This is a genomic window from Rhodobaculum claviforme (assembly GCF_016653255.1).
GTDB lineage: Bacteria > Pseudomonadota > Alphaproteobacteria > Rhodobacterales > Rhodobacteraceae > Rhodobaculum > Rhodobaculum claviforme.
On the sequence record NZ_NHSD01000328.1, the window covers coordinates 1 to 17875 of the forward strand.

The window sequence follows — 17875 nt, forward strand, 5'->3', positions numbered from 1 at the left end:
GTCGGGGTGTGGGGCATGGGTCTGTCCTCCGGAGTGATCGGTCCTGCCCGAGAGATACGCTAATGATAATCGTTTGCAATAGCGCGCGGCGCAATTCCGCGGTGCCACGGGGGCGGGCACGCGGTGCGGGCTTTCCTTTGGCCCCCGCCGCGCCTATACGGCCGACCGGCAGCGCGACGGAGGACCTTGATGCTGGGCAGCGCCAACCTGAACCTGATGATCCGCGCCGCCCGCAAGGCCGGTCGCGGCCTGGTGAAGGACTTCCGCGAGGTCGAGAACCTCCAGGTGTCCTCCAAGGGGGCGGGTGACTTTGTCAGCCGCGCCGACATCGCCGCCGAACAGACCCTGCGCGACGAGCTGCTGGGCGCACGCCCCACCTATGGCTGGCTGGGCGAGGAAACCGGCGAGACGCCGGGCCAGGACCCCACCCGCCGCTGGATCGTCGATCCGCTGGACGGGACCACGAACTTCCTGCACGGGTTGCCGCACTGGGCGATCTCCATCGCGCTGGAGCACAAGGGAGAGGTCGTCGCCGGCGTCGTCTATGACCCCGCCAAGGACGAGCTGTTCTGGGCCGAAAAGGGCGTGGGCGCGTTCCTCAACGATCGTCGGATGCGGGTGTCGGGGCGGCGGCAGATGATCGAGTGCGTGTTCGCCACCGGCATCCCCTTTGGCGGGCTGTCGGCCAGCCTGCCGGCGGCGTTGCAGGATCTGGCGCGCCTGATGCCGGCCTGCGCGGGGGTGCGGCGCTGGGGGGCCGCGTCGCTGGATCTGTGCTTCGTGGCGGCCGGGCGGTACGACGGCTATTGGGAACGGCGGCTGAACCTGTGGGACATCGCCGCCGGGCTGATCATCGTGCGCGAGGCGGGCGGCTTTGCCGAGGCGCTGACGCCGGGCACCAAGCTTGCGAAGACCGGATCGGTGATCGCCGCCAACCCCGAGATCTTCGATCCCTTCGCGCGCATCATCCGCAACGAATCCTGAGCGGGCGTCATCGAGGGCGCGCCCCTGAGCGGGCGTCAGCGCCGTTCCACCAGCACGCGCCACAGCCACAGAACCGCCAGCGCGCCGCCCACCGCGGCGGCGGCGGTGGCGCCGGTCTGCGCCACACCTGCGGCCAGCCGCAGCCCCATCACCGCCGCCAGCGCGCCCAGCCCCCCCAGCGCCAGCACCGTGACCGGGTCGCTGCGAAATCCCATGGCGCGGGCCCCCAGATACCCCGCCGCCGCCCCCAGCATCAGATAGATCAGAACCGGCATCCGTGCCCCGGCCCCCCTCAGTCGATCAGCAGGCCGATGGCCCCGCCCAGCCCGAGGCCGGGCGCGAAGGCGCCGTCCTCCAGGAACAGCACCACCTGTGCGATCGCCAGCATGTTGAGCATCATGAAACTGTGGCTGACCGGCAGCACGATGTGATCGGTCATGCCCGTCAGCCGGGTACTCTCGACCGAGACCTTGCCGTCGTCATCGCCCTCGATCATCGAGGAATACACCGGGTTGAGCGAGAAATCCCCCGCGATGATGCCAAGGTCGTAGTCGGGCGTCGGCAACAGGTTGGGAACCGATTCGGCGTCGGTGCCCAGTTGCAGCCCGGCCGGGCCGTTGATCCAGCGGAACGGCTCCCACTCGCCGAAGACATCCACCAGTTCCGAGCCGCGGTTGGGCGGCGCCAGCATCACCACCCGGCCCATCCGCGCCGGACGGTGGTCGGCCAGCCAGGCGCGCAGCAGGATGCCGCCCATCGAATGCGTCACGAAATGGACGCGCGCGTCGCCGCAGTCGGCCACCGCCGCGCCCACCCGGGTCACCAGCTCGTCGATGGAGGCGTCGGTGGAGGGGTACCCCTCGTTGATCACGCCATAGCCGCGGCGCTCCAGCACCTCCGCGATGGCGATCATCGACACTTCGCTGCGTGCCAGGCCGTGCAGCAGGACCACACAATCACCGGGCCGGGCGGCGGTTTCGGGGTCGGCTGCGGCGGTCGCACCGCCCACGGACAGGGCAAGACCGACGAGAAGGCTGAGCACGCGTATCATCGGGACTGAATAGCCGCCGGCGCCGCGAAAGGCGAGATATCCGCGGCCCCCTGCGGTGGACAAATCGGCGCGAGGCGGGCATCCCGTCGCCATGGCCCGCCCCGTCCGCCTTGCCGTTCGCGCCGTGATCCTGCATGCGGGGCGGCTGCTGGTGGTCAACGCATGGCCCGGCGGGCACAGCGATCTGTGGTGCGCGCCCGGGGGCGGGGTGCAGCCCGGACAGTCCCTGCCCGACAACCTGATGCGCGAGGTCGCCGAGGAAACCGGCCTGCGCGTCACCGTGGGCGCGCCCTGCCTCGTCAACGAGTTCCACGACCCCCACGGTGATTTCCACCAGTGCGACGTGTATTTCCGCGCCACCATCACCGCCGGTCTGGTGAACGGCGGCGCCGATCCCGCCTGGCGCGATCCGGAGGGGGTGGTGGATCGCCGCCGATTCGTGACCGAGGCCGAGCTGCGCGCGCTGCGGTTCAAACCCGACAGCCTGGCCGATGTCGCCTGGCGTACGGGCCCGGGCTATGACCCGCTGGAACCCATCGTGCGCTGATCGGACCGGGCGCCGGGATCGCGCCCGAGATGGCGCGTTGGCCGGGTTCGCGCCCGGGATGGCGCGTCGGCCGGGATCGCGCGCTGGTCGGTCAGTCCAGCGCCACGCGCTGCCGCAGCCCGCCGTCGGCACGATCGAAGATCAGGATCTCCCCCTCCACCACCACGGCGATGAAGTCGCGGCCCAGGGTCACCGCCTCGGCGCTCAGCCCGTCGGGCAGGGTGATCGCATCCGGCAGGGGCGGCGCGGGCGCGGGCAGGCGCAGCGCCACCAGCGCCACCAGCGTGATGATGCCGCCGGCCATCACCACCGCCAGCCCCCCCACGAGGATCTTGAGGAACCGCAGCTCGGGCGGGGGGGCGTCAGGCATGTCCGGCATGGATGCGCTCCGTCATGGCCCCACATCTTGGGGTCGGGATTGCCCCTACCCAATCCCTCGGGTGTTTCCTATAGTCGTCGTGGGAAATGGCCCCACTGCTACAGGGATCAGGTGATGCGCTGTCCGTTCTGCGGAAATATCGACACCCAGGTCAAGGACTCGCGGCCCGCCGAGGATCACGTCGCCATCCGCCGGCGCCGGTTCTGCCCGGCCTGTGCGGGGCGGTTCACCACCTATGAGCGGGTGCAGCTGCGCGATCTGGTGGTGGTCAAATCCTCGGGCAAGCGCGAGGCGTTCGACCGCGACAAGATGGAACGCTCCATCCGCATCGCCATGCAGAAACGCCCGATCGAGCCGGAGCGGCTGGACCAGATGATCTCGGGCATCGTGCGACGGCTGGAGAGCATGGGCGATGTCGATATCCCCTCGCGCACCATCGGCGAGATCGTGATGGAGACGCTGGCGCGCATCGACACCGTTGCCTATGTCCGGTTTGCGAGCGTTTACAAGAATTTCCAGGCCGCCGACGATTTCGACAAGTTCGTCTCGGAGTTGCGTCCGCAGTCCCCGGCCGGGGAGTGACCGGCACGATGCCCGCCGGCGGCGACGCCAGCGCGCAGGACGCCCGGTGGATGCGCGTGGCGCTGGGCCTGGCGGCCCGGGGGTTGGGGCGCGTCTGGCCCAACCCGGCCGTGGGCTGCGTGATCGTCAACCGGGGCCGCGTGGTCGGGCGCGGCTGGACCCAGCCCGGCGGCCGCCCCCACGCCGAGGCCGAGGCGCTGGCGCGCGCGGGCAGTGCTGCGCGCGGCGCCACCGCCTATGTCAGCCTGGAGCCCTGCGCCCACCACGGCCGCACGCCGCCCTGTGCCGATGCGCTGGTGGCGGCGGGGCTGGCGCGGGTGGTCACGCCGTTCGACGACCCCGACCCCCGCGTGTGCGGTCGGGGCCACGCGGTGCTGCGCGCCGCCGGGGTCGATGTGACCACCGGGGTGGAGACCGTCGCCGCCGCCCGCCTGCAACGCGGCTTTCTGCTGCGCCAGACCGTGGGGCGGCCGCTGCTGGCGCTGAAACTGGCCGCGAGCCTCGATGGGCGCATCGCCACCGCCACGGGCGAAAGCCGCTGGATCACGGGTCCGGGCGCGCGGGCGCGGGTGCATGCGCTGCGGGCCTGCCATGACGCGGTGCTGGTGGGGGCGGGGACGGCGCGGGCGGATGACCCGATGCTGACGGTGCGGGGGCTGGGCTGTGTGCCGCAGCCGGTGCGGGTGGTGGCGACTGGCGACCTCGACCTGGACCCCGGCTGCGCGCTGGGGCGCAGTGCGCGCGACGTGCCGCTGTGGCTGCTGCACGACCCCGCGCGCACGCCGCCCGCCCGGGCCGCGGAATGGACCGCCACCGGCGCGCGGCTGATCGCGGTGCCGGGCATGGCGCCGGCGGCGATGCTGTCGGCGCTGGGGGCCGCCGGCCTGACGCGGGTGTTCTGCGAGGGGGGCGGGCAGCTGGCCGCAGCCCTTCTGGCCGCCGATCTGGTGGATGCGCTGCATCTGTTCACCGCCGGGGTGGCGCTGGGCGGCGACGGGCGCGCGATGCTGGGCGCGCTGGGCGTGGACCGTCTGGCCGCCGCGCCCCGCCTGCGCCTGCTGCGCGCCGAGGCGCTGGCAGGCGACGTCCTGCAGCTGTGGGAGCGTGCCCCCGACAGCCTTGCGCAGGGGCCCGGCGCGCGCTAGATCGCCGCTCATGTTCACAGGTATCATCACCGATGTCGGGCGCCTGATCTCCTCCGAGGCGCGGGGCGACACGACCCTGAAGATCGCCACCGCCTATGACGTGGCGGGGATCGACCTTGGCGCGTCCATTGCCTGCAACGGGGTGTGCCTGACGGTGGTGGCGACCGGCCACGACGGCGCGCAGGGGTGGTTTGCCGTCCAGGCCTCGGCCGAGACGCTGTCCATGACCACGCTGGGCCGCTGGACCCCCGGCCAGCCCATCAACCTGGAACGTGCGCTGCGCGTGGGCGACGAGCTGGGCGGCCACATCGTCTCGGGCCATGTCGACGGCACCGCCGAGATCACCGCCCTGCGCCCCGAGGGCGACAGTCTGCGCATCACCTTCCGCGCGCCCGGGCGGCTGGCGGGCTTCATCGCCCCCAAGGGCTCGGTCGCGCTGGATGGCACGTCGCTCACGGTCAACGAGGTCGAGGGCGCCACTTTCGGCGTCAACCTCATCCCCCACACCCGGGCCGTCACCACCTGGGGCCGTGTGTCCGAGGGCGATTTGGTGAACCTGGAGATCGACACGCTGGCCCGCTACGTCGCCCGCCTGCGGGAGTGGCAGGCGGCCTGAGGCGTCAGCGCCCGGGGTCGTTCCGCGGCCGCGCGTCGGGGCGGGTGCCGTTCTGGCGATCATGCTCGGGATCGGCGCCGGGCACCGGGTCGTAGCCCGACGCCCCCCAGGGATGGCATCGCCCGATGCGCCGCAGCGCCAGCCAGCCGCCCCGAAGCGCCCCGTGGCGCGACAGTGCCTCCAGCGCATAGGCGGAACAGGTGGGCTGGTAGCGACAGTTGTGCCCGACCCAGGGCGACCACAGCAGCCGATAGGCCCGCACCGGGAGCGCCAGAAGCCAGGCGCCGGGGCTCATGCGGGGGGGTGCAGCCGGGCCAGCGCCCGCAGCAGATCGTTGCGCATCGCGGCGAAATCATGGCTGACGGTCGCGCCATGCCGACCCACCAGAACATAGTCCCAGCCGGGCCGCCCATGCTGCGGCAGCACCTCGTTCGCCAGCGCGCGCAGCCGACGGCGGGCACGGTTGCGCACCACGGCATTGCCGACCTTCTTCGAGCAGGTCAGCCCGACGCGAATCGCATCGGACGCGGCCTCCATCGACGGGGAGGCAGCGGAGGCGCCGGAGTCTGGAGCGCGGTATCGGGCCTGCACAAGGAACGCAGGCGTGCCGTGGCGGCGGGCGCGGGCGGCGCGCAGGAAATCCGCGCGCCGCGGGATGGTTGCCACCTGTGCGGACATCGCCGCCACCGCAGGCCGGTCCGGGATCAGGCCGTCAGCTTCTTGCGGCCCTGCGCGCGGCGCAGGTTGATGATCTTGCGCCCCGCCTTGGTGGCCATGCGCGCACGGAAACCGTGCCGGCGCTTGCGGACGAGGTTCGAGGGCTGGTAGGTGCGTTTCATCGGTCTGGTATCCTGCGTGGTCGGGCTATGTGCCGTGGGCGAACATCGGTGGCGGCGGGTGCGCCATGCCACGGAACGGACCGCGGCGTCGCGTCTTGACCCGCGGCAGATATGCGACCGGCGCCGTCATGTCAATTCGCGGGCGCGCGCCACGGGCCATGGGGCCATGCAACGGGGGACTGACGCGATGACACGACGCCGGACCGGGCCTTCGGCGGGCCCTGACATCCGGGTGGGCCGTGGCGCCGAGCCGCGCTCCGACCCCCCCCTGCGGCGGGCGCTGCGGCTGGGGCTTGTGCTGGCGATCGCGGTGGTGGCGGTGACCGGCGCGGTGCTGTTCGGCGACCGCATCGGCTTCGAGGCGCTGCGCGACAACCGCGAGGCGCTGCTGGCGTTCCGCGATGCCCATTACGGGCTGACGGTACTGGCGTTCATGGCGACCTATGTCGCGGTGGTCCTGTTCGCCCTGCCGGGGGCGTTGATCGCCTCGCTGACGGGGGGGTTCCTGTTCGGACTGTTTCCGGGGGTTCTGTTCAACGTCGTCTCGGCCACGGTGGGGTCGGTGCTGATCTTTCTGGCGGTGCGCTGGGGCATCGGCGCGCGGGTGGCCGCACGGATGGAGGTCAGCGAGGGCCGGATGCAGCGCTTTCGAGCGGCGATCGACGAAAACGCCTTCTCGGCGCTTGTCTCGGTGCGGCTGATCCCGGTGATTCCCTTCTTTGCGACCAACATCGCCGCGGCGCTGCTGGGGATGCGGCTGGCGCCGTTTGCCGGGGCGACGTTTCTGGGGATCATCCCCGGCGGCTTCGTCTACACTTGGGTGGGGGCGGGGCTGGGCGATGTGTTCGCACGCGGCGAGACGCCCGATCTGGGCCTGATCTTCGAGTGGCCGGTGCTGGGGCCGCTTCTGGGGCTGGCGGCGCTGTCGGCGCTGCCGACGGTGCTGCGGTTGCGCCGCAAGAAGGCGTTTCCCGATGGCTGAGGTCCTGCATACCGATATCTGCGTGATCGGCGGCGGCTCGGGCGGGCTGTCGGTGGCGGCGGGCGCGGTGCAGATGGGCGCCCGCGTGGTGCTGGTCGAGGGCGCCGCGATGGGGGGCGACTGCCTCAACCATGGCTGCGTGCCCTCCAAGGCGCTGATCGCGGCGGCCCATGCCGCGCATGCGATGGGGGCGGGCGGGCCCTTCGGCGTCGCCCCGGTGGCGCCCGAGATCGACCGCACCGCCGTGCGCGACCATGTCGCCCGTGTCATCGCCGGGATCGCCCCCCACGACAGCGTGGAGCGATTCGAGGGCCTGGGCGTGCGGGTGATCCGGGACTGGGCGCGCTTCACCGACCCGCGCGAGGTCGTCGCGGGCGGGCTGCGGATCCGCGCGCGCCGATTCGTCATCGCCACCGGGTCGACCCCGGCGATCCCGCCGGTGCCGGGCCTCGCGCAGGTGCCGTACCTGACCAACGAGACGGTGTTCGGGCTGGCGGTACGGCCGTTCCACCTGATCGTGCTGGGCGGCGGGCCCATCGGGATGGAGATGGCGCAGGCGCACCGACGCCTCGGCAGCCGGGTCACGGTGATCGAGGCCGGCCGCCCGCTCGCGCGTGAGGAACCCGAGCTGGCGGCCATCGTGCTGGAGCGCCTGCGCGCCGAAGGGGTGGAGGTCATCGAGGGCACCGCCATCACGGCCGTCGCCGGGACCGAGGGCGCGCTGAACGTCACGCTGGCGGACGGGCGCCGGGTGGCGGGTTCGCACCTGCTGGTGGCCGCCGGCCGCCGCCCCGCGCTGGAGCGGCTGGGGCTGGAGGCCGCGGGCATCGCCCACACCGACGCGGGCGTCACGGTGGACGCGCGGCTGCGCACCACCAACCGGCGCGCCTATGCCATCGGGGATGCCGCGGGGCAGGGGCAGTTCACCCATCTGGCGGGCTATCACGCGGGTATCGTGATCCGTTCGGCCGTGCTGGGGCTGCCGGCGCGGGTGCGCACCGATCACATCCCGCGTGCCACCTACACCGACCCCGAGCTGGCCCATGTCGGCCTGACGGAGGCCGAGGCCCGCGCGCGCTTCGGCGACCGGGTGGAGGTCGTGACCTTTCCCTTTGCCGACAACGACCGCGCCCGCGCGACCCTGCGCACCGACGGCATGGTCAAGCTGGTGATCCACCGCGGCCGCCCGATCGGCGCGGGCATCGCAGGCCCCCAGGCGGGCGAGCTGATCGCGCCGTGGTCGCTGGCGATTGCCCAGCGGCTGCGGCTGAGCGCGATGGCCGGGGTGGTCCTGCCTTACCCCACGCTGGCGGAGGTGGGCAAACGTGCCGCTGGCGCCTATTTTTCACCGAAGCTCTTTGGTAATGCTCCCCTCAAGCGTGTGGTCCGGCTGGTGCAGCGTCTGCTGCCGTGACCGCCAAAGGCGTGCGAGGGATCTGTGGTCAATTCCCTGTCGGGGCGATTTCTGCTTCTGACGATGGTGTTCGTCATGCTGGCCGAGGTGATGATCTTCGTGCCATCGGTGGCGCGGTATCGCATGGATTATCTGCTGGCGCGGCTGGAGCGCGCGCAGATCGCCTCGCTGGCGGTGCTGGCCTCCGACAGCCTGATCGAGGAGCCGCTGGAGGCCGAGCTTCTGGCCAACGCGGGCGTGTTCAACGTCGTGCTGCGCCGGGACGAGCTGCGCGAGCTGGTGCTGTCCTCGCCCATCCCGGCGCCGATCCACGCCACCCATGACCTGCGCGACCCCGGTCCCTGGGTGCTGATCCGCGACGCCGCCCGGGTGCTGATGGACCGCGAAAACCGCGTGGTCCGCGTCATCGGCGACCCCGTGCGCGAGGCGGGCCTGCTGATCGAGGTCACCATCGAGACCGGCCCCCTGCGCCGCGAGATGCTGGAGTTCGGCGCCCGCGTGCTGGCGCTGTCGGCCATCATCGCCGTGATGACCGCGACGCTTCTGTTCATCGCCGTACGTTATCTGATCCTGACGCCCATCGGCCGGGTGGTGCGCCACATGACCGCCTATGCCGAGGCCCCCGAGGACGCCACCCGCGTCATCGCCCCCACCGCGCGCATCCGCGAACTGCGTGCCGCCGAGGACGCGCTGGCCACCCTGCAGACCCAGCTGACCGGCGCGCTGCGCCAGAAGGAGCGTCTGGCCCAGCTTGGCGGCGCGGTGGCCAAGGTCAGCCACGATCTGCGCAACATCCTGTCCACGGCCTCGCTGCTGGCCGACCGGATGGAGACCTCCAACGATCCCGCGGTGGCGCGCGCGGCGCCCAAGCTGGTGGGCTCGATCTCGCGGGCGGTGAACCTGTGCGAGGCGACGCTGGCCTTCGGCAAGGCGCAGGAACCCCCGCCCCGGCTGCAACGCCTCGCGCTGGCGCCGCTGGTGGCCGATGTGGTGGAGAACGAGCGCCTCGCGCTGCCCGAGGACAGCACGGTGGAGTTCCTGCTCGACACGCCTGCGCAGCTGACCGTGCGCGCCGATCCCGAACAGCTGTTCCGCGTGCTGTCGAACCTGGTGCGCAACGCCCGCCAGGCGATCGAGGCCACCGGCGCCCCCGGCACCATCGAGATCGGCGCCGGCGAGGACGACGCCGCCTGGTGGATTCGCGTCGGCGACACCGGCCCCGGCTTGCCCGACAAGGCCCGCGAGCATCTGTTCACCGCGTTTTCCGGCGGCGCGCGCAAGGGCGGCATCGGCCTCGGCCTCGCGATCTCGGCCGAGCTGGTGCGCGGCCACGGCGGCACGCTGGAGCTGTGGCGCACCGACGCCGACGGCACCGAGTTCCTCATCCGCCTGCCCAAGTCCCTTGCGGCCACATCCCCCGAAACCGCCCTTGCAAAGCGCGGCGGCTCCGGTTAGAGACCCCCCAACGCACCCGTAGCTCAGCTGGATAGAGCACCAGACTACGAATCTGGGGGTCAGGAGTTCGAATCTCTTCGGGTGCGCCATTTGTCCGCAGGAAGCGAGAGTTGTGTCAGACCGGCAGGTCCGCCATTGCGCAGGTTGCCCCTTCATGGCCCCCGCCGCGACGCCGATTGACGCCGGAAGGTGGCGGAACGTCGCCCGTCCCGAGCGCTTCGGGTGGGGCACAGGGCGTGGGGCTTTCTGATCTTCTTCCGCAGGGGTCGGCGCCGGGGCTGTGACAGGTCAGCCGTGGTGCCATGCCCCGGGCGCGGAGCGAGACAGTAAAACTCCCCCCCGGATTGAGCCACCATCGGGACCCGGTCAGCACTCCCCCCGAGCCCGGGCCGTAAAGGCGCCCAGGCCCGCGCACGGTTCGCGGGTCAGATGCCGCCACGGTTCACCGGCCCGGCCGCGCCGGGTGTCACGACCGGGCGGAGCACCGACATATCCGTAGTGGTCACGGATTTGCCGCCGTGCCGGGCTTCGAGCCGGTCGAGCCGTCGCCGCAGGGTCATGTTCCGCGCCCCGCCATCAGGTCGCGCCGGGCGTCGCCCGGGTCAGCATCGCCGCCAGGGTATCGCCGCACGGCCCCGTTCCATCGGCGGCACGCCCGGGCGGGGGATGCGTCGGGATGCCCGCACATCGGCTTCAATGCGCCCCAGGATGCCGGCCAGGGACGAATGACCCCGGCTCCGGATCGCAAGGAGATCGTTGCCCTTGTCGATGACGCGATGGCCGCAGATGCGCAGCCGGGCTGCGGCCTGCGCCGAGTTGGGCCGCGACGCCCGCACCCTGCGGCACTGGAACGCCTCGGATGGCGCGGTGGGCGCGGACCTGCCCCACCTTGGCCGCGCGCCCCGCCCCGGCCAACCGGCTGCCCAAGGCGGAGCGTGACCGGATCGTCGCCACCTGCGACGCGCCGCAGGCCGCGAGCCTGCCCCCCGGCCAGATCGTGCCGAAGCTGGCGGACGACAGGGGAATGCACCGCCTCGGACCCCGGCTTCTGCCGGGTGTTGCGCGAACATGGACAGACCCATCGCCGTGGCCGCGCCCGTCGGCCCAGCCGCTCAAGACCGCCCGCGAGTTTCCAGGCGAAGGGGCCGCGCGAGGTCTGGAGCAGGGACATCTGGCTGCCCGGGCCGGTGCCGGGCATGGAGCTTCTGCTGCCACCCCTTCGTCGACATCTTCCGCCGCAAGATCACCGGCGCGGAGGTCCATGAGCGCGCGGCCGGCCTGCTGGAGCGTCCGGTCCGGGGCGGAGGGGGCCGTCATCAACCCGCCGATCCTGCACGGCCTGCAACGGCAGCCCGATGAAGGGCGCGACGATGAAGACCGCATGGAGCGCCCGAGCGTCCCCCCCCCTCCTTCAGCCGACCGCGGGTCTGCAGCGACACTCCGTGCCCGGAGGCCATGGGGGCGCCGACACGCCTCCCCCGGCAAGCTGGCGGCGGCGCCCATGGCAGGCCGGGAACCGCGCGCCGCAAGACCCCATCCCAAGCGGCACCTGCGTTGGCACGCACCGCCCGCGCGGCACAGGGGATCGCCGTAGCCCGAGCGGCAGCGCTGTTCAGCGTGGCGCCATGCGCAGTGCGCCGTCGAGGCGGATCACCTCGCCATTCAGCATCTCGGCCGACAGGATGTAGCGCACCAGATCGGCGTATTCCGACGGCTCGCCCAAGCGCGCGGGGAACGGGACCGAGGCCGACAGGCTGTCTTGCGCGTCCTGCGGCAGCGCGCGCAGCATCGGCGTGCCGAACAGCCCCGGCGCGATGGTGACGACGCGGATGGCCATGGACGCCAGCTCGCGCGCGGCCGGCAGGGTCAGCCCGACCACCCCGCCCTTGGACGCGGCATAGGCCGTCTGTCCGATCTGCCCGTCATAGGCCGCGACCGAGGCGGTGTTGACGACCACCCCCCGCTCGCCCGATGCCAGCGGCGCCAGATCGGCGGCCCCGGCCACGAACAGCCGCAGCATGTTGAAGCTGCCGACCAGGTTGATCTCCACCACCTTGCGGAAGTCATCGAGCGGCATCAGCCCCTTGCGGCCCAGGATCTTCTGCGCGGGGCCGACGCCCGCACAGTTCACGAGGATCCGCGCGGGGCCATGCGCCTCGGCGGCGCGCGCGAGGGCGGCCTCGGCCGCGTCGGCGCTGGTGACATCGCAGTCGATGGCCAGCGCGCCGATGTCCTGCGCCACCGCCCGTGCCGCGTCCATGTTGCGGTCCAGGATCGCGACCCGCGCACCATCGGCGGCAAGCGCGCGCGCCGTTGCCTCGCCCAGTCCCGATCCGCCACCGGTCACGAGGGCTGCGATGTCCTTGGTCTGCATGGGCTCTCCTCCGTAGGTATCCTGCGTCGTGTCGTGGTGCTGGGCGCGGTGGCCGGGGCATGACCGGGGCGCGCGGCCGTGGTGATCCTATGCGCCCGGCGGGGGAGGCGAAAGGTGGTCCTGACCCTGTCGCGGGGATGCGGTCATGGTCGGCGCGGCGGGGCAAGGGGGTCGGACATCAGGCGGGCGCGGGCCTCGGTGTATTCGGTGGCGATGCGGTGGCACAGCGCGGCCGTGGACGGGATGTCGGTGATGCCGCCGACACCCTGTCCGGCCGACCAGGCGTCCCGCCAGGCCTTGACCTCGGCCCCGATGTCGAGGGTCCGGGCCCCGGTGTCGTCCAGCACCGTGCCAAGGCTGTCGCGCAGGAAGTTGCCCGGCACCCCGCTGACCCGGTCGGTATAGACGATGTCGCCCGCGCGCGCCCGCGCGATCATCTGCTTGTGGCCGTCGGCGATCATCGCCTCGCGGGTGGCCAGAAACCGCGTGCCGACCCAGGCCAGGTCCGCGCCCAGCGCGCGTGCCGCCAGCACCTCGGCCCCCGAATTGATCGCGCCCGCGAGTGCGATGGGCCCGGCAAAGTGGCGCCGCACCTCGGTCAGCAGGGCGAACGGGTTCAGGGTACCGGCATGCCCGCCCGCGCCGGCCGCCACCGCCACGATCCCGTCCACCCCGGCGGCGGCGGCCTTCTCGGCGTGGCGCGCGCTGATGACATCGTGGAACACCAGCCCGCCATAGGCCTGCACCCGCGCCACCAGGTCCGGCACCGCCCCCAGCGAGGTGATGACCAGCGGCACCCGCGCCGCGATGCAGACCTCCAGGTCCGCCGCCAGTCGCGGGTTGGAGCGGTGCACGATCAGGTTCACGCCAAAGGCGGCGGGGGCGGGTGTGGCGGCCAGCCGCCGCTGGATCTGCCGCACCCAGTCGGCGAACCCCGCCGTGGTGCGCTGGTTCAGCGCCGGAAAGGTCCCGATGACGCCGGACGCGCAGGCCTCGACCACCAGATCGGGGCCGGAGGCGAGGAACATGGGCGCCGCCACCACCGGAACCGCCAGATTGCGGCGCAGGGCGGGGGGCAGGCGGTCGGGGTGTGGCATCGGCGGCCCTCCGGGTGCGGTGCGCCCGAGTAACACCGGCCGCACCCGCGCGCGCAAGCCCCCCCCGCGTGCGTGCGCGGCCGCGACGGGGGGCGGACCTTCTTGCGGCCGGGGCGCGCGCGGTTGGATCATGTCCCGGGGCGCGGGGGCTCATCGCCCGGCCTGCCCTTCGTTTCGCGGCGCCGCGGCCCCATATACCCGGCATGCCCGTCCAAAGGGTCGGGACCAGCACGGAGGCTGTCATGCCGTTCATTGTCCTGACTCTGCTGGCCATCGGCTGTGCCATCGGGGGTGCGATCGGCGGCTGGTGGCTGGCGGTGCATATCGGGCGGCGGGTGTCGCTGTGGATCGCGCTCGCGGTGCTGCTGCTGGCGGTGGGGCTGCTGGTGGCGGGGGGCTTCCTGCCGGGCACGCAGGGGGTGGCCCACACCTTGCCCGCGGTGCTGTTGGTCCTGCCGGCGGCGGTGGGGATGCTGGTGGGGCGGCTGCTGGCGGGATGGTTGCGCGATTGACGCATCCCCCCGCCGGGCGTCAGGACGGCTTGACAGTCGGGGCCCGCGCCGTGCAGACGTCGTGGCGCTCAGGTGCCCCGTGACAGGGGTGAAAAGGGAAGCCGGTGCAAACCCGGCGCTGCCCCCGCAACTGTGAGCGGCGAGGGCGGTCCGCGACAGGCCACTGGGGCGTCCCCCCGGGAAGGCGCGGACCGCGCGATGACCCGCAAGCCAGGAGACCTGCCCGAGCCGATCACCCTGTCAGGGCGCGGTGGGCGCCCGGGCAACGGCCAGACTGACCGTCGCGGTGACAAGTCGTCCTGCCGCAGGGAGCGCCCTGCGGCGCAACCTGTCATGGGCACGGTCCCCCCCGTGCCCCCTGCGCTGACGGAGGGTTCATGCGCATTTCCCCCACAACCGCCCCGGCGGCCCGACCCGCAACACCCACGCCCGCCCTGTCCGCGCTGGCGACCCGAACCGCACTTCTGTGCGCCGTCGCGGCCCCCATGGCCGGCCCCGCCCTGGCCCAGACCGCGTTCCAGCTCGACGAGGTCGTGTTCTCGGCCAACCGCTTTCCCACCCTGCGCACCGCCACTGGATCGGCCATCACCGTCGTGGGGCGCGAGGAAATTGTTGCCGCAGGCAGGTTCCAGCTGTCGGATGTTCTGGCGCGCCAGCCCGGCGTCACGGCGGTCCAGCAGGGCCCTCTGGGCACGCTGACACAGCTGCGAATCCGCGGTAACGAGCCGCGCTATGTCGCCACGTTCATCGACGGAATCCGGGTCGACGACCCCAGCCTGATCCGCTCCGAGTTCGACTTCGGCGCGCTGGGCGGCACCGACATCGGCCGGGTGGAGATCCTGCGAGGGTCGCAATCGGCGCTGTGGGGCGGATCGGCCGTGGCCGGGGTCATCAACATAGAAACCCTCGGCGCGCTGGAGGACGGCATCACCCAGACCGCCGAAATCGAGGGCGGCAGTTTCCGAACGCTGGGCCTGCGTTATGGCTTCGGGCAGCGCACCGAGCGCGGCGAGATGGCGCTGAACCTGTCCTTCGTCCGCTCGGACGGGTTTTCGGCCGCCGACGAGAACGACGGCGCGACCGAGGACGATGGCTTCCGCGCCCGCCGCGTGGGGTTCAGCCTGCGCCATGCGATCAGCGACGCGGTGACGCTGGGCGCGTCGGGGTTCGCGCAGGCCAGCGACGGTGACTATGACCAGGGCTTTCCCATCGGCGATGCGCCCAACACCACCCGCCGCCGCGAGGCCGGTGCGCGGGTGTTCGCTGAGTTCGCCACTGGCGCCGGCACCCAGGAGGTGGGGATCTCGCGCTATCGCGTGTCGCGGCGTTTCGTGACGCGGCCACCGGATTTCCCGTCGGACAACACCTATGTTGGCGAACGCACGCGGATCGACTGGCTGGGGTCGACCGAGCTGAGTGCGGCGACCACTCTCGTCTATGGCGCCGATTGGGAACGCGAGGCCTATGACCAGTCCGGCAATTTCGGTGCCTTCGACAGCTCCACCCGGATCGCGGGGGCGTTCGTGCAGGCGCTGGTGGTGCCGCTGGACGGGGTCAACTTGCAGGCCAGCGCGCGGGTGGACGATCACAGCCGGTTCGGGCGCTTCACCTCAGGGCGGCTGGCAGGTGCCTGGATGGTTGCCGATACGGTCACGCTGCGCGGTTCGGTCGCCAATGGGTTCCGCGCGCCATCGAACTTTGAGCTGTTCAGCGACTTCGGTGATCCCACGCTGGAGCCCGAGCGCAGCCGCAGCCTGGAGCTTGGCGCGGATCTGCGTCTGGGTGCGGCCGGGTTTGGCATCACGGTGTTCGACCTGCGGTTGAGCAATGCCATCGACTTCGCCGGGTCCAGTTACAGCAACGTGCCGGGGCAGTCGCGCCGTCGCGGGGTGGAGCTGACGGCTGACCTCATGGTGGGGGATCGCTGGACCCTGGGCGGCAACTACACCTTTACCGATGCGCGCGACCGCGCGGGCGAGCGGTCGTGGCGGGTGCCCCGCCACGACCTCGCGCTGAGCGCCGAGGTCCTGCTGACGGACCGACTGCGTCATACAACCACGCTGCAAGCGCTGGGCGGACGTCTTGACAACGGGGGCAAGCCGATGCCCGGGTTTGGGGTGGTCAATACCCGCTTCGCCTATGCGCTGACCGACCGGGCGGAGTTGACGGTGCGCATCGACAACCTGCTGGATCGTCAATACCAGCTGGTGCAGGGCTACGGCACATCGGACAGGGCGCTGTATGTCGGTCTTTCGAGCCGTTTCTAGCGTCGCGCTGGCGCTGTGTCTGGGCGGGGCGGCGCTGGCCGATCCCGCCCCGCGGCGTGTGGTCTCGATGAACCTGTGCACCGACCAGCTGGCGCTGATGCTGGCGGCGCCGGGCCAGCTGGTCTCGGTCAGCAGGTTGGCGCAGGACCCCGCCATGTCGCCGATGGCCGAGGCCGCCCGCGCCCTGCCGGCCAACCGGGGCCATGCCGAGGACATCGTGCTGCTGCGCCCCGACCTGGTGATCGCGGGGCGCTTCACCACCCAGCCCACGGTCGCGATGCTGGAACGCCTCGGCATCCCGGTCGTGCGTTTCGACATTGCCCGCAGCCTGGACGATGTCGCGGGGAACCTGGCGCGGATGGGGGCGGTGCTGGGCCGCGAGGACGCCGCCGATGCGGCGATCGCGCGCTTCCGGCGTGATCATGCGGCGCTGATGGCGCGGGTCCGCGACCGCCTGCCGCCCGAGCGGGCGGCGCTGTATTACGCGCGCGGCTTCACCGGGGGGCCGGGCACGCTGGCGGGGGACATCCTGGCCTCGGCGGGGCTGTCGAACATCGCGGCCGAAGTGGGGCTGGAGCACGGCGGGTTGCTGGCGCTGGAGGCGCTGATCCTCGCCGATCCCGACTGGCTGGTGATGGGGCGTGGCACCCCCGGCGCCTCCGAGGCGAAGGCGCTGCTGGACCACCCCGCCCTGCGCGCGATGCCCGCGCACGGACGCGGCGCCGCGTTGGCGGACCGCGACTGGACCTGCGGCACCCCGCATGTGCTGGCGGCGGTGGCCGCGCTGATCGCGGCGCGGGGTGGCGGGGAATGACCGCGCGGCTGGCCTGGACGCTGGGCACGGTGGCGACGGCGCTTGCGATGGCGTCGCTGGTGATCGGCCCGGCCGGCGTGCCGCCGGGGGTGGCGCTGCGGGCGCTGGTGTGGGGCGACGACCCGCTGATGGCGCTTGTGATGCGCGAGGTGCGCGCGCCGCGCACGGTGCTGGCGGCGCTGATCGGCGCCGGGTTGGGGCTGGCCGGCGCGGTGATGCAGGGCTACCTGCGCAACCCGCTGGCCGAGCCAGGATTGATCGGCGTCTCCGGCGCGGCAGCACTGGGCGCGGTACTGACGCTCTATACCGGTGCCTCCGCCGCGTTCGCGCTCGCCCTGCCGCTGGGCGGCATCGCGGGGGCGATCTTGGCGGTGTTGCTGGTCCTGCTGCTGGCAGGACGCAACGCCGACACGCTGACGCTGATCCTGGCCGGCGTCGCCGTCACCTCATTCGCCGCCGCGTTGACCTCGCTCGCGCTCAACCTGGCGCCCAGCCCCTACGCCGCGCTGGAGATCGTATTCTGGCTGCTGGGCTCGCTCTCCGGCCGGTCGATGGAGCATCTGGGGCTGGCGTTGCCGTTCATGGCGGTCGGCTGGGTTCTGCTTGCCAGCGTGGCGCCTGCGCTCGATGCGTTGACCCTCGGCGAAGATGCGGCACAAAGCCTCGGCTTCCACCTGCCCGCGGTCCGCACGCGGCTGGTCCTCGGCACGGCTCTCGCTGTCGGTTCTGCAACAGCGGTGGCCGGCGCGATCGGCTTTATCGGACTGGTGGTGCCCCATGTCCTGCGCCCCCTGGTCGGCCATCGACCGGCCGGAGA

At 72.2% G+C, this 17875-nt stretch carries 21 protein-coding genes, 1 tRNA gene and 1 riboswitch; of the genes, 13 read left to right on the forward strand and 9 right to left on the reverse strand.

The genetic code is table 11. The features are described 5' to 3' along the window. Window positions 1–189: 189 nt before the first annotated feature. On the forward strand, window positions 190–984 hold the full coding sequence (locus tag CCR87_RS16350) for an inositol monophosphatase family protein (RefSeq protein WP_201158612.1): 795 nt from the start codon (window positions 190–192) through the stop codon (window positions 982–984). A gap of 35 nt (window positions 985–1019) precedes the next feature. On the opposite strand, the gene CCR87_RS16355 is transcribed toward CCR87_RS16350, so the two are convergent. Both CCR87_RS16355 and CCR87_RS16360 read right to left on the reverse strand, forming a co-directional pair. Next, window positions 1020–1259, reverse strand: a complete 240-nt coding sequence (locus CCR87_RS16355; protein WP_201158613.1) for a GlsB/YeaQ/YmgE family stress response membrane protein — start codon at window positions 1257–1259, stop codon at window positions 1020–1022. A gap of 17 nt (window positions 1260–1276) precedes the next feature. Then, on the reverse strand, window positions 1277–2035 hold the full coding sequence (locus CCR87_RS16360; protein WP_201158614.1) for an esterase/lipase family protein: 759 nt from the start codon (window positions 2033–2035) through the stop codon (window positions 1277–1279). Between the two features lie 91 nt (window positions 2036–2126). On the opposite strand from CCR87_RS16360, the gene CCR87_RS16365 reads away from it, so the two are divergent. Beyond that, window positions 2127–2582 (forward strand): NUDIX domain-containing protein, encoded by a 456-nt coding sequence (locus tag CCR87_RS16365; RefSeq protein ID WP_201158615.1) that lies wholly within the window; start codon window positions 2127–2129, stop codon window positions 2580–2582. A 91-nt stretch (window positions 2583–2673) separates the two neighbouring features. Here the strand turns inward: CCR87_RS16365 and CCR87_RS16370 are convergent, their stop codons facing one another. Further along, window positions 2674–2952, reverse strand: coding sequence for a DUF6476 family protein (locus CCR87_RS16370; RefSeq protein WP_201158616.1), 279 nt, complete (start codon window positions 2950–2952; stop codon window positions 2674–2676). 123 nt (window positions 2953–3075) lie between these two features. Here CCR87_RS16370 and nrdR point away from each other — a divergent pair, with 123 nt between their 5' ends. Genes nrdR through CCR87_RS16385 form a run of 3 tightly spaced genes read left to right on the forward strand, consistent with a single transcriptional unit; the run spans window position 3076 to window position 5304 of the window. Then, window positions 3076–3543 (forward strand): transcriptional regulator NrdR, encoded by a 468-nt coding sequence (gene nrdR / locus CCR87_RS16375; protein WP_201158617.1) that lies wholly within the window; start codon window positions 3076–3078, stop codon window positions 3541–3543. A gap of 8 nt (window positions 3544–3551) precedes the next feature. Further along, window positions 3552–4688 (forward strand): bifunctional diaminohydroxyphosphoribosylaminopyrimidine deaminase/5-amino-6-(5-phosphoribosylamino)uracil reductase RibD, encoded by a 1137-nt coding sequence (gene ribD, locus CCR87_RS16380; protein ID WP_201158630.1) that lies wholly within the window; start codon window positions 3552–3554, stop codon window positions 4686–4688. A 10-nt stretch (window positions 4689–4698) separates the two neighbouring features. After that, window positions 4699–5304 carry a riboflavin synthase gene (locus tag CCR87_RS16385; protein ID WP_201158618.1) on the forward strand — a complete coding sequence of 202 codons (606 nt, stop codon included), beginning with the start codon at window positions 4699–4701 and terminating at the stop codon, window positions 5302–5304. A 4-nt stretch (window positions 5305–5308) separates the two neighbouring features. Here the strand turns inward: CCR87_RS16385 and yidD are convergent, their stop codons facing one another. The 3 genes from yidD to rpmH are packed head-to-tail and all read right to left on the reverse strand — an operon-like array spanning window position 5309 to window position 6143. Beyond that, window positions 5309–5599, reverse strand: coding sequence for a membrane protein insertion efficiency factor YidD (yidD, locus tag CCR87_RS16390; protein ID WP_201158619.1), 291 nt, complete (start codon window positions 5597–5599; stop codon window positions 5309–5311). Then, the gene (rnpA, locus tag CCR87_RS16395) at window positions 5596–5982 is read right to left on the reverse strand and encodes a ribonuclease P protein component (protein WP_201158620.1); all 387 of its coding nucleotides are present in this window, start codon (window positions 5980–5982) and stop codon (window positions 5596–5598) included. Before rnpA ends, yidD begins: the two co-directional genes overlap by 4 nt. Before the next feature lie 26 nt (window positions 5983–6008). Then, window positions 6009–6143, reverse strand: a complete 135-nt coding sequence (gene rpmH / locus CCR87_RS16400) for a 50S ribosomal protein L34 (RefSeq protein ID WP_201158621.1) — start codon at window positions 6141–6143, stop codon at window positions 6009–6011. Between the two features lie 187 nt (window positions 6144–6330). On the opposite strand from rpmH, the gene CCR87_RS16405 reads away from it, so the two are divergent. The 4 genes from CCR87_RS16405 to CCR87_RS16420 all read left to right on the forward strand — a co-directional run bounded on the left by CCR87_RS16405 (window position 6331) and on the right by CCR87_RS16420 (window position 10083). Then, window positions 6331–7125, forward strand: coding sequence for a TVP38/TMEM64 family protein (locus tag CCR87_RS16405; RefSeq protein ID WP_201158622.1), 795 nt, complete (start codon window positions 6331–6333; stop codon window positions 7123–7125). Next, on the forward strand, window positions 7118–8539 hold the full coding sequence (locus tag CCR87_RS16410; RefSeq protein WP_201158623.1) for a dihydrolipoyl dehydrogenase family protein: 1422 nt from the start codon (window positions 7118–7120) through the stop codon (window positions 8537–8539). The genes CCR87_RS16405 and CCR87_RS16410 overlap by 8 nt, the downstream gene beginning before the upstream one ends. Before the next feature lie 63 nt (window positions 8540–8602). Continuing rightward, a complete protein-coding gene (locus CCR87_RS16415; RefSeq protein ID WP_201158631.1) occupies window positions 8603–9994 on the forward strand; it encodes a sensor histidine kinase in 1392 nt (463 codons plus the stop codon). A gap of 12 nt (window positions 9995–10006) precedes the next feature. Continuing rightward, window positions 10007–10083, forward strand: a tRNA-Arg gene (locus tag CCR87_RS16420). A gap of 336 nt (window positions 10084–10419) precedes the next feature. Here the strand turns inward: CCR87_RS16420 and CCR87_RS17565 are convergent. From CCR87_RS17565 to CCR87_RS16430, 3 genes are all read right to left on the reverse strand, one after another. After that, window positions 10420–10554 carry a hypothetical protein gene (locus CCR87_RS17565; RefSeq protein WP_274609790.1) on the reverse strand — a complete coding sequence of 45 codons (135 nt, stop codon included), beginning with the start codon at window positions 10552–10554 and terminating at the stop codon, window positions 10420–10422. Window positions 10555–11606: 1052 nt separating this feature from the next. After that, window positions 11607–12368, reverse strand: coding sequence for an SDR family NAD(P)-dependent oxidoreductase (locus tag CCR87_RS16425; protein ID WP_201158624.1), 762 nt, complete (start codon window positions 12366–12368; stop codon window positions 11607–11609). A gap of 143 nt (window positions 12369–12511) precedes the next feature. After that, a complete protein-coding gene (locus CCR87_RS16430; RefSeq protein WP_201158625.1) occupies window positions 12512–13465 on the reverse strand; it encodes an NAD(P)H-dependent flavin oxidoreductase in 954 nt (317 codons plus the stop codon). 242 nt (window positions 13466–13707) lie between these two features. On the opposite strand from CCR87_RS16430, the gene CCR87_RS16435 reads away from it, so the two are divergent. The 4 genes from CCR87_RS16435 to CCR87_RS16450 all read left to right on the forward strand — a co-directional run. Next, window positions 13708–13977, forward strand: coding sequence for a hypothetical protein (locus CCR87_RS16435; protein ID WP_201158626.1), 270 nt, complete (start codon window positions 13708–13710; stop codon window positions 13975–13977). Between the two features lie 53 nt (window positions 13978–14030). Then, a riboswitch (cobalamin riboswitch) is annotated at window positions 14031–14218 on the forward strand. Window positions 14219–14462: 244 nt separating this feature from the next. Continuing rightward, a complete protein-coding gene (locus CCR87_RS16440) occupies window positions 14463–16244 on the forward strand; it encodes a TonB-dependent receptor plug domain-containing protein (protein ID WP_201158627.1) in 1782 nt (593 codons plus the stop codon). Then, entirely contained in the window at window positions 16219–17058 is an 840-nt protein-coding gene (locus tag CCR87_RS16445; RefSeq protein ID WP_201158628.1) for an ABC transporter substrate-binding protein, read from the forward strand. The genes CCR87_RS16440 and CCR87_RS16445 overlap by 26 nt, the downstream gene beginning before the upstream one ends. Next, a partial coding sequence (locus CCR87_RS16450; protein WP_201158629.1) for a FecCD family ABC transporter permease occupies window positions 17055–17875 on the forward strand: 821 nt, incomplete at its 3' end. The genes CCR87_RS16445 and CCR87_RS16450, both read left to right, overlap by 4 nt.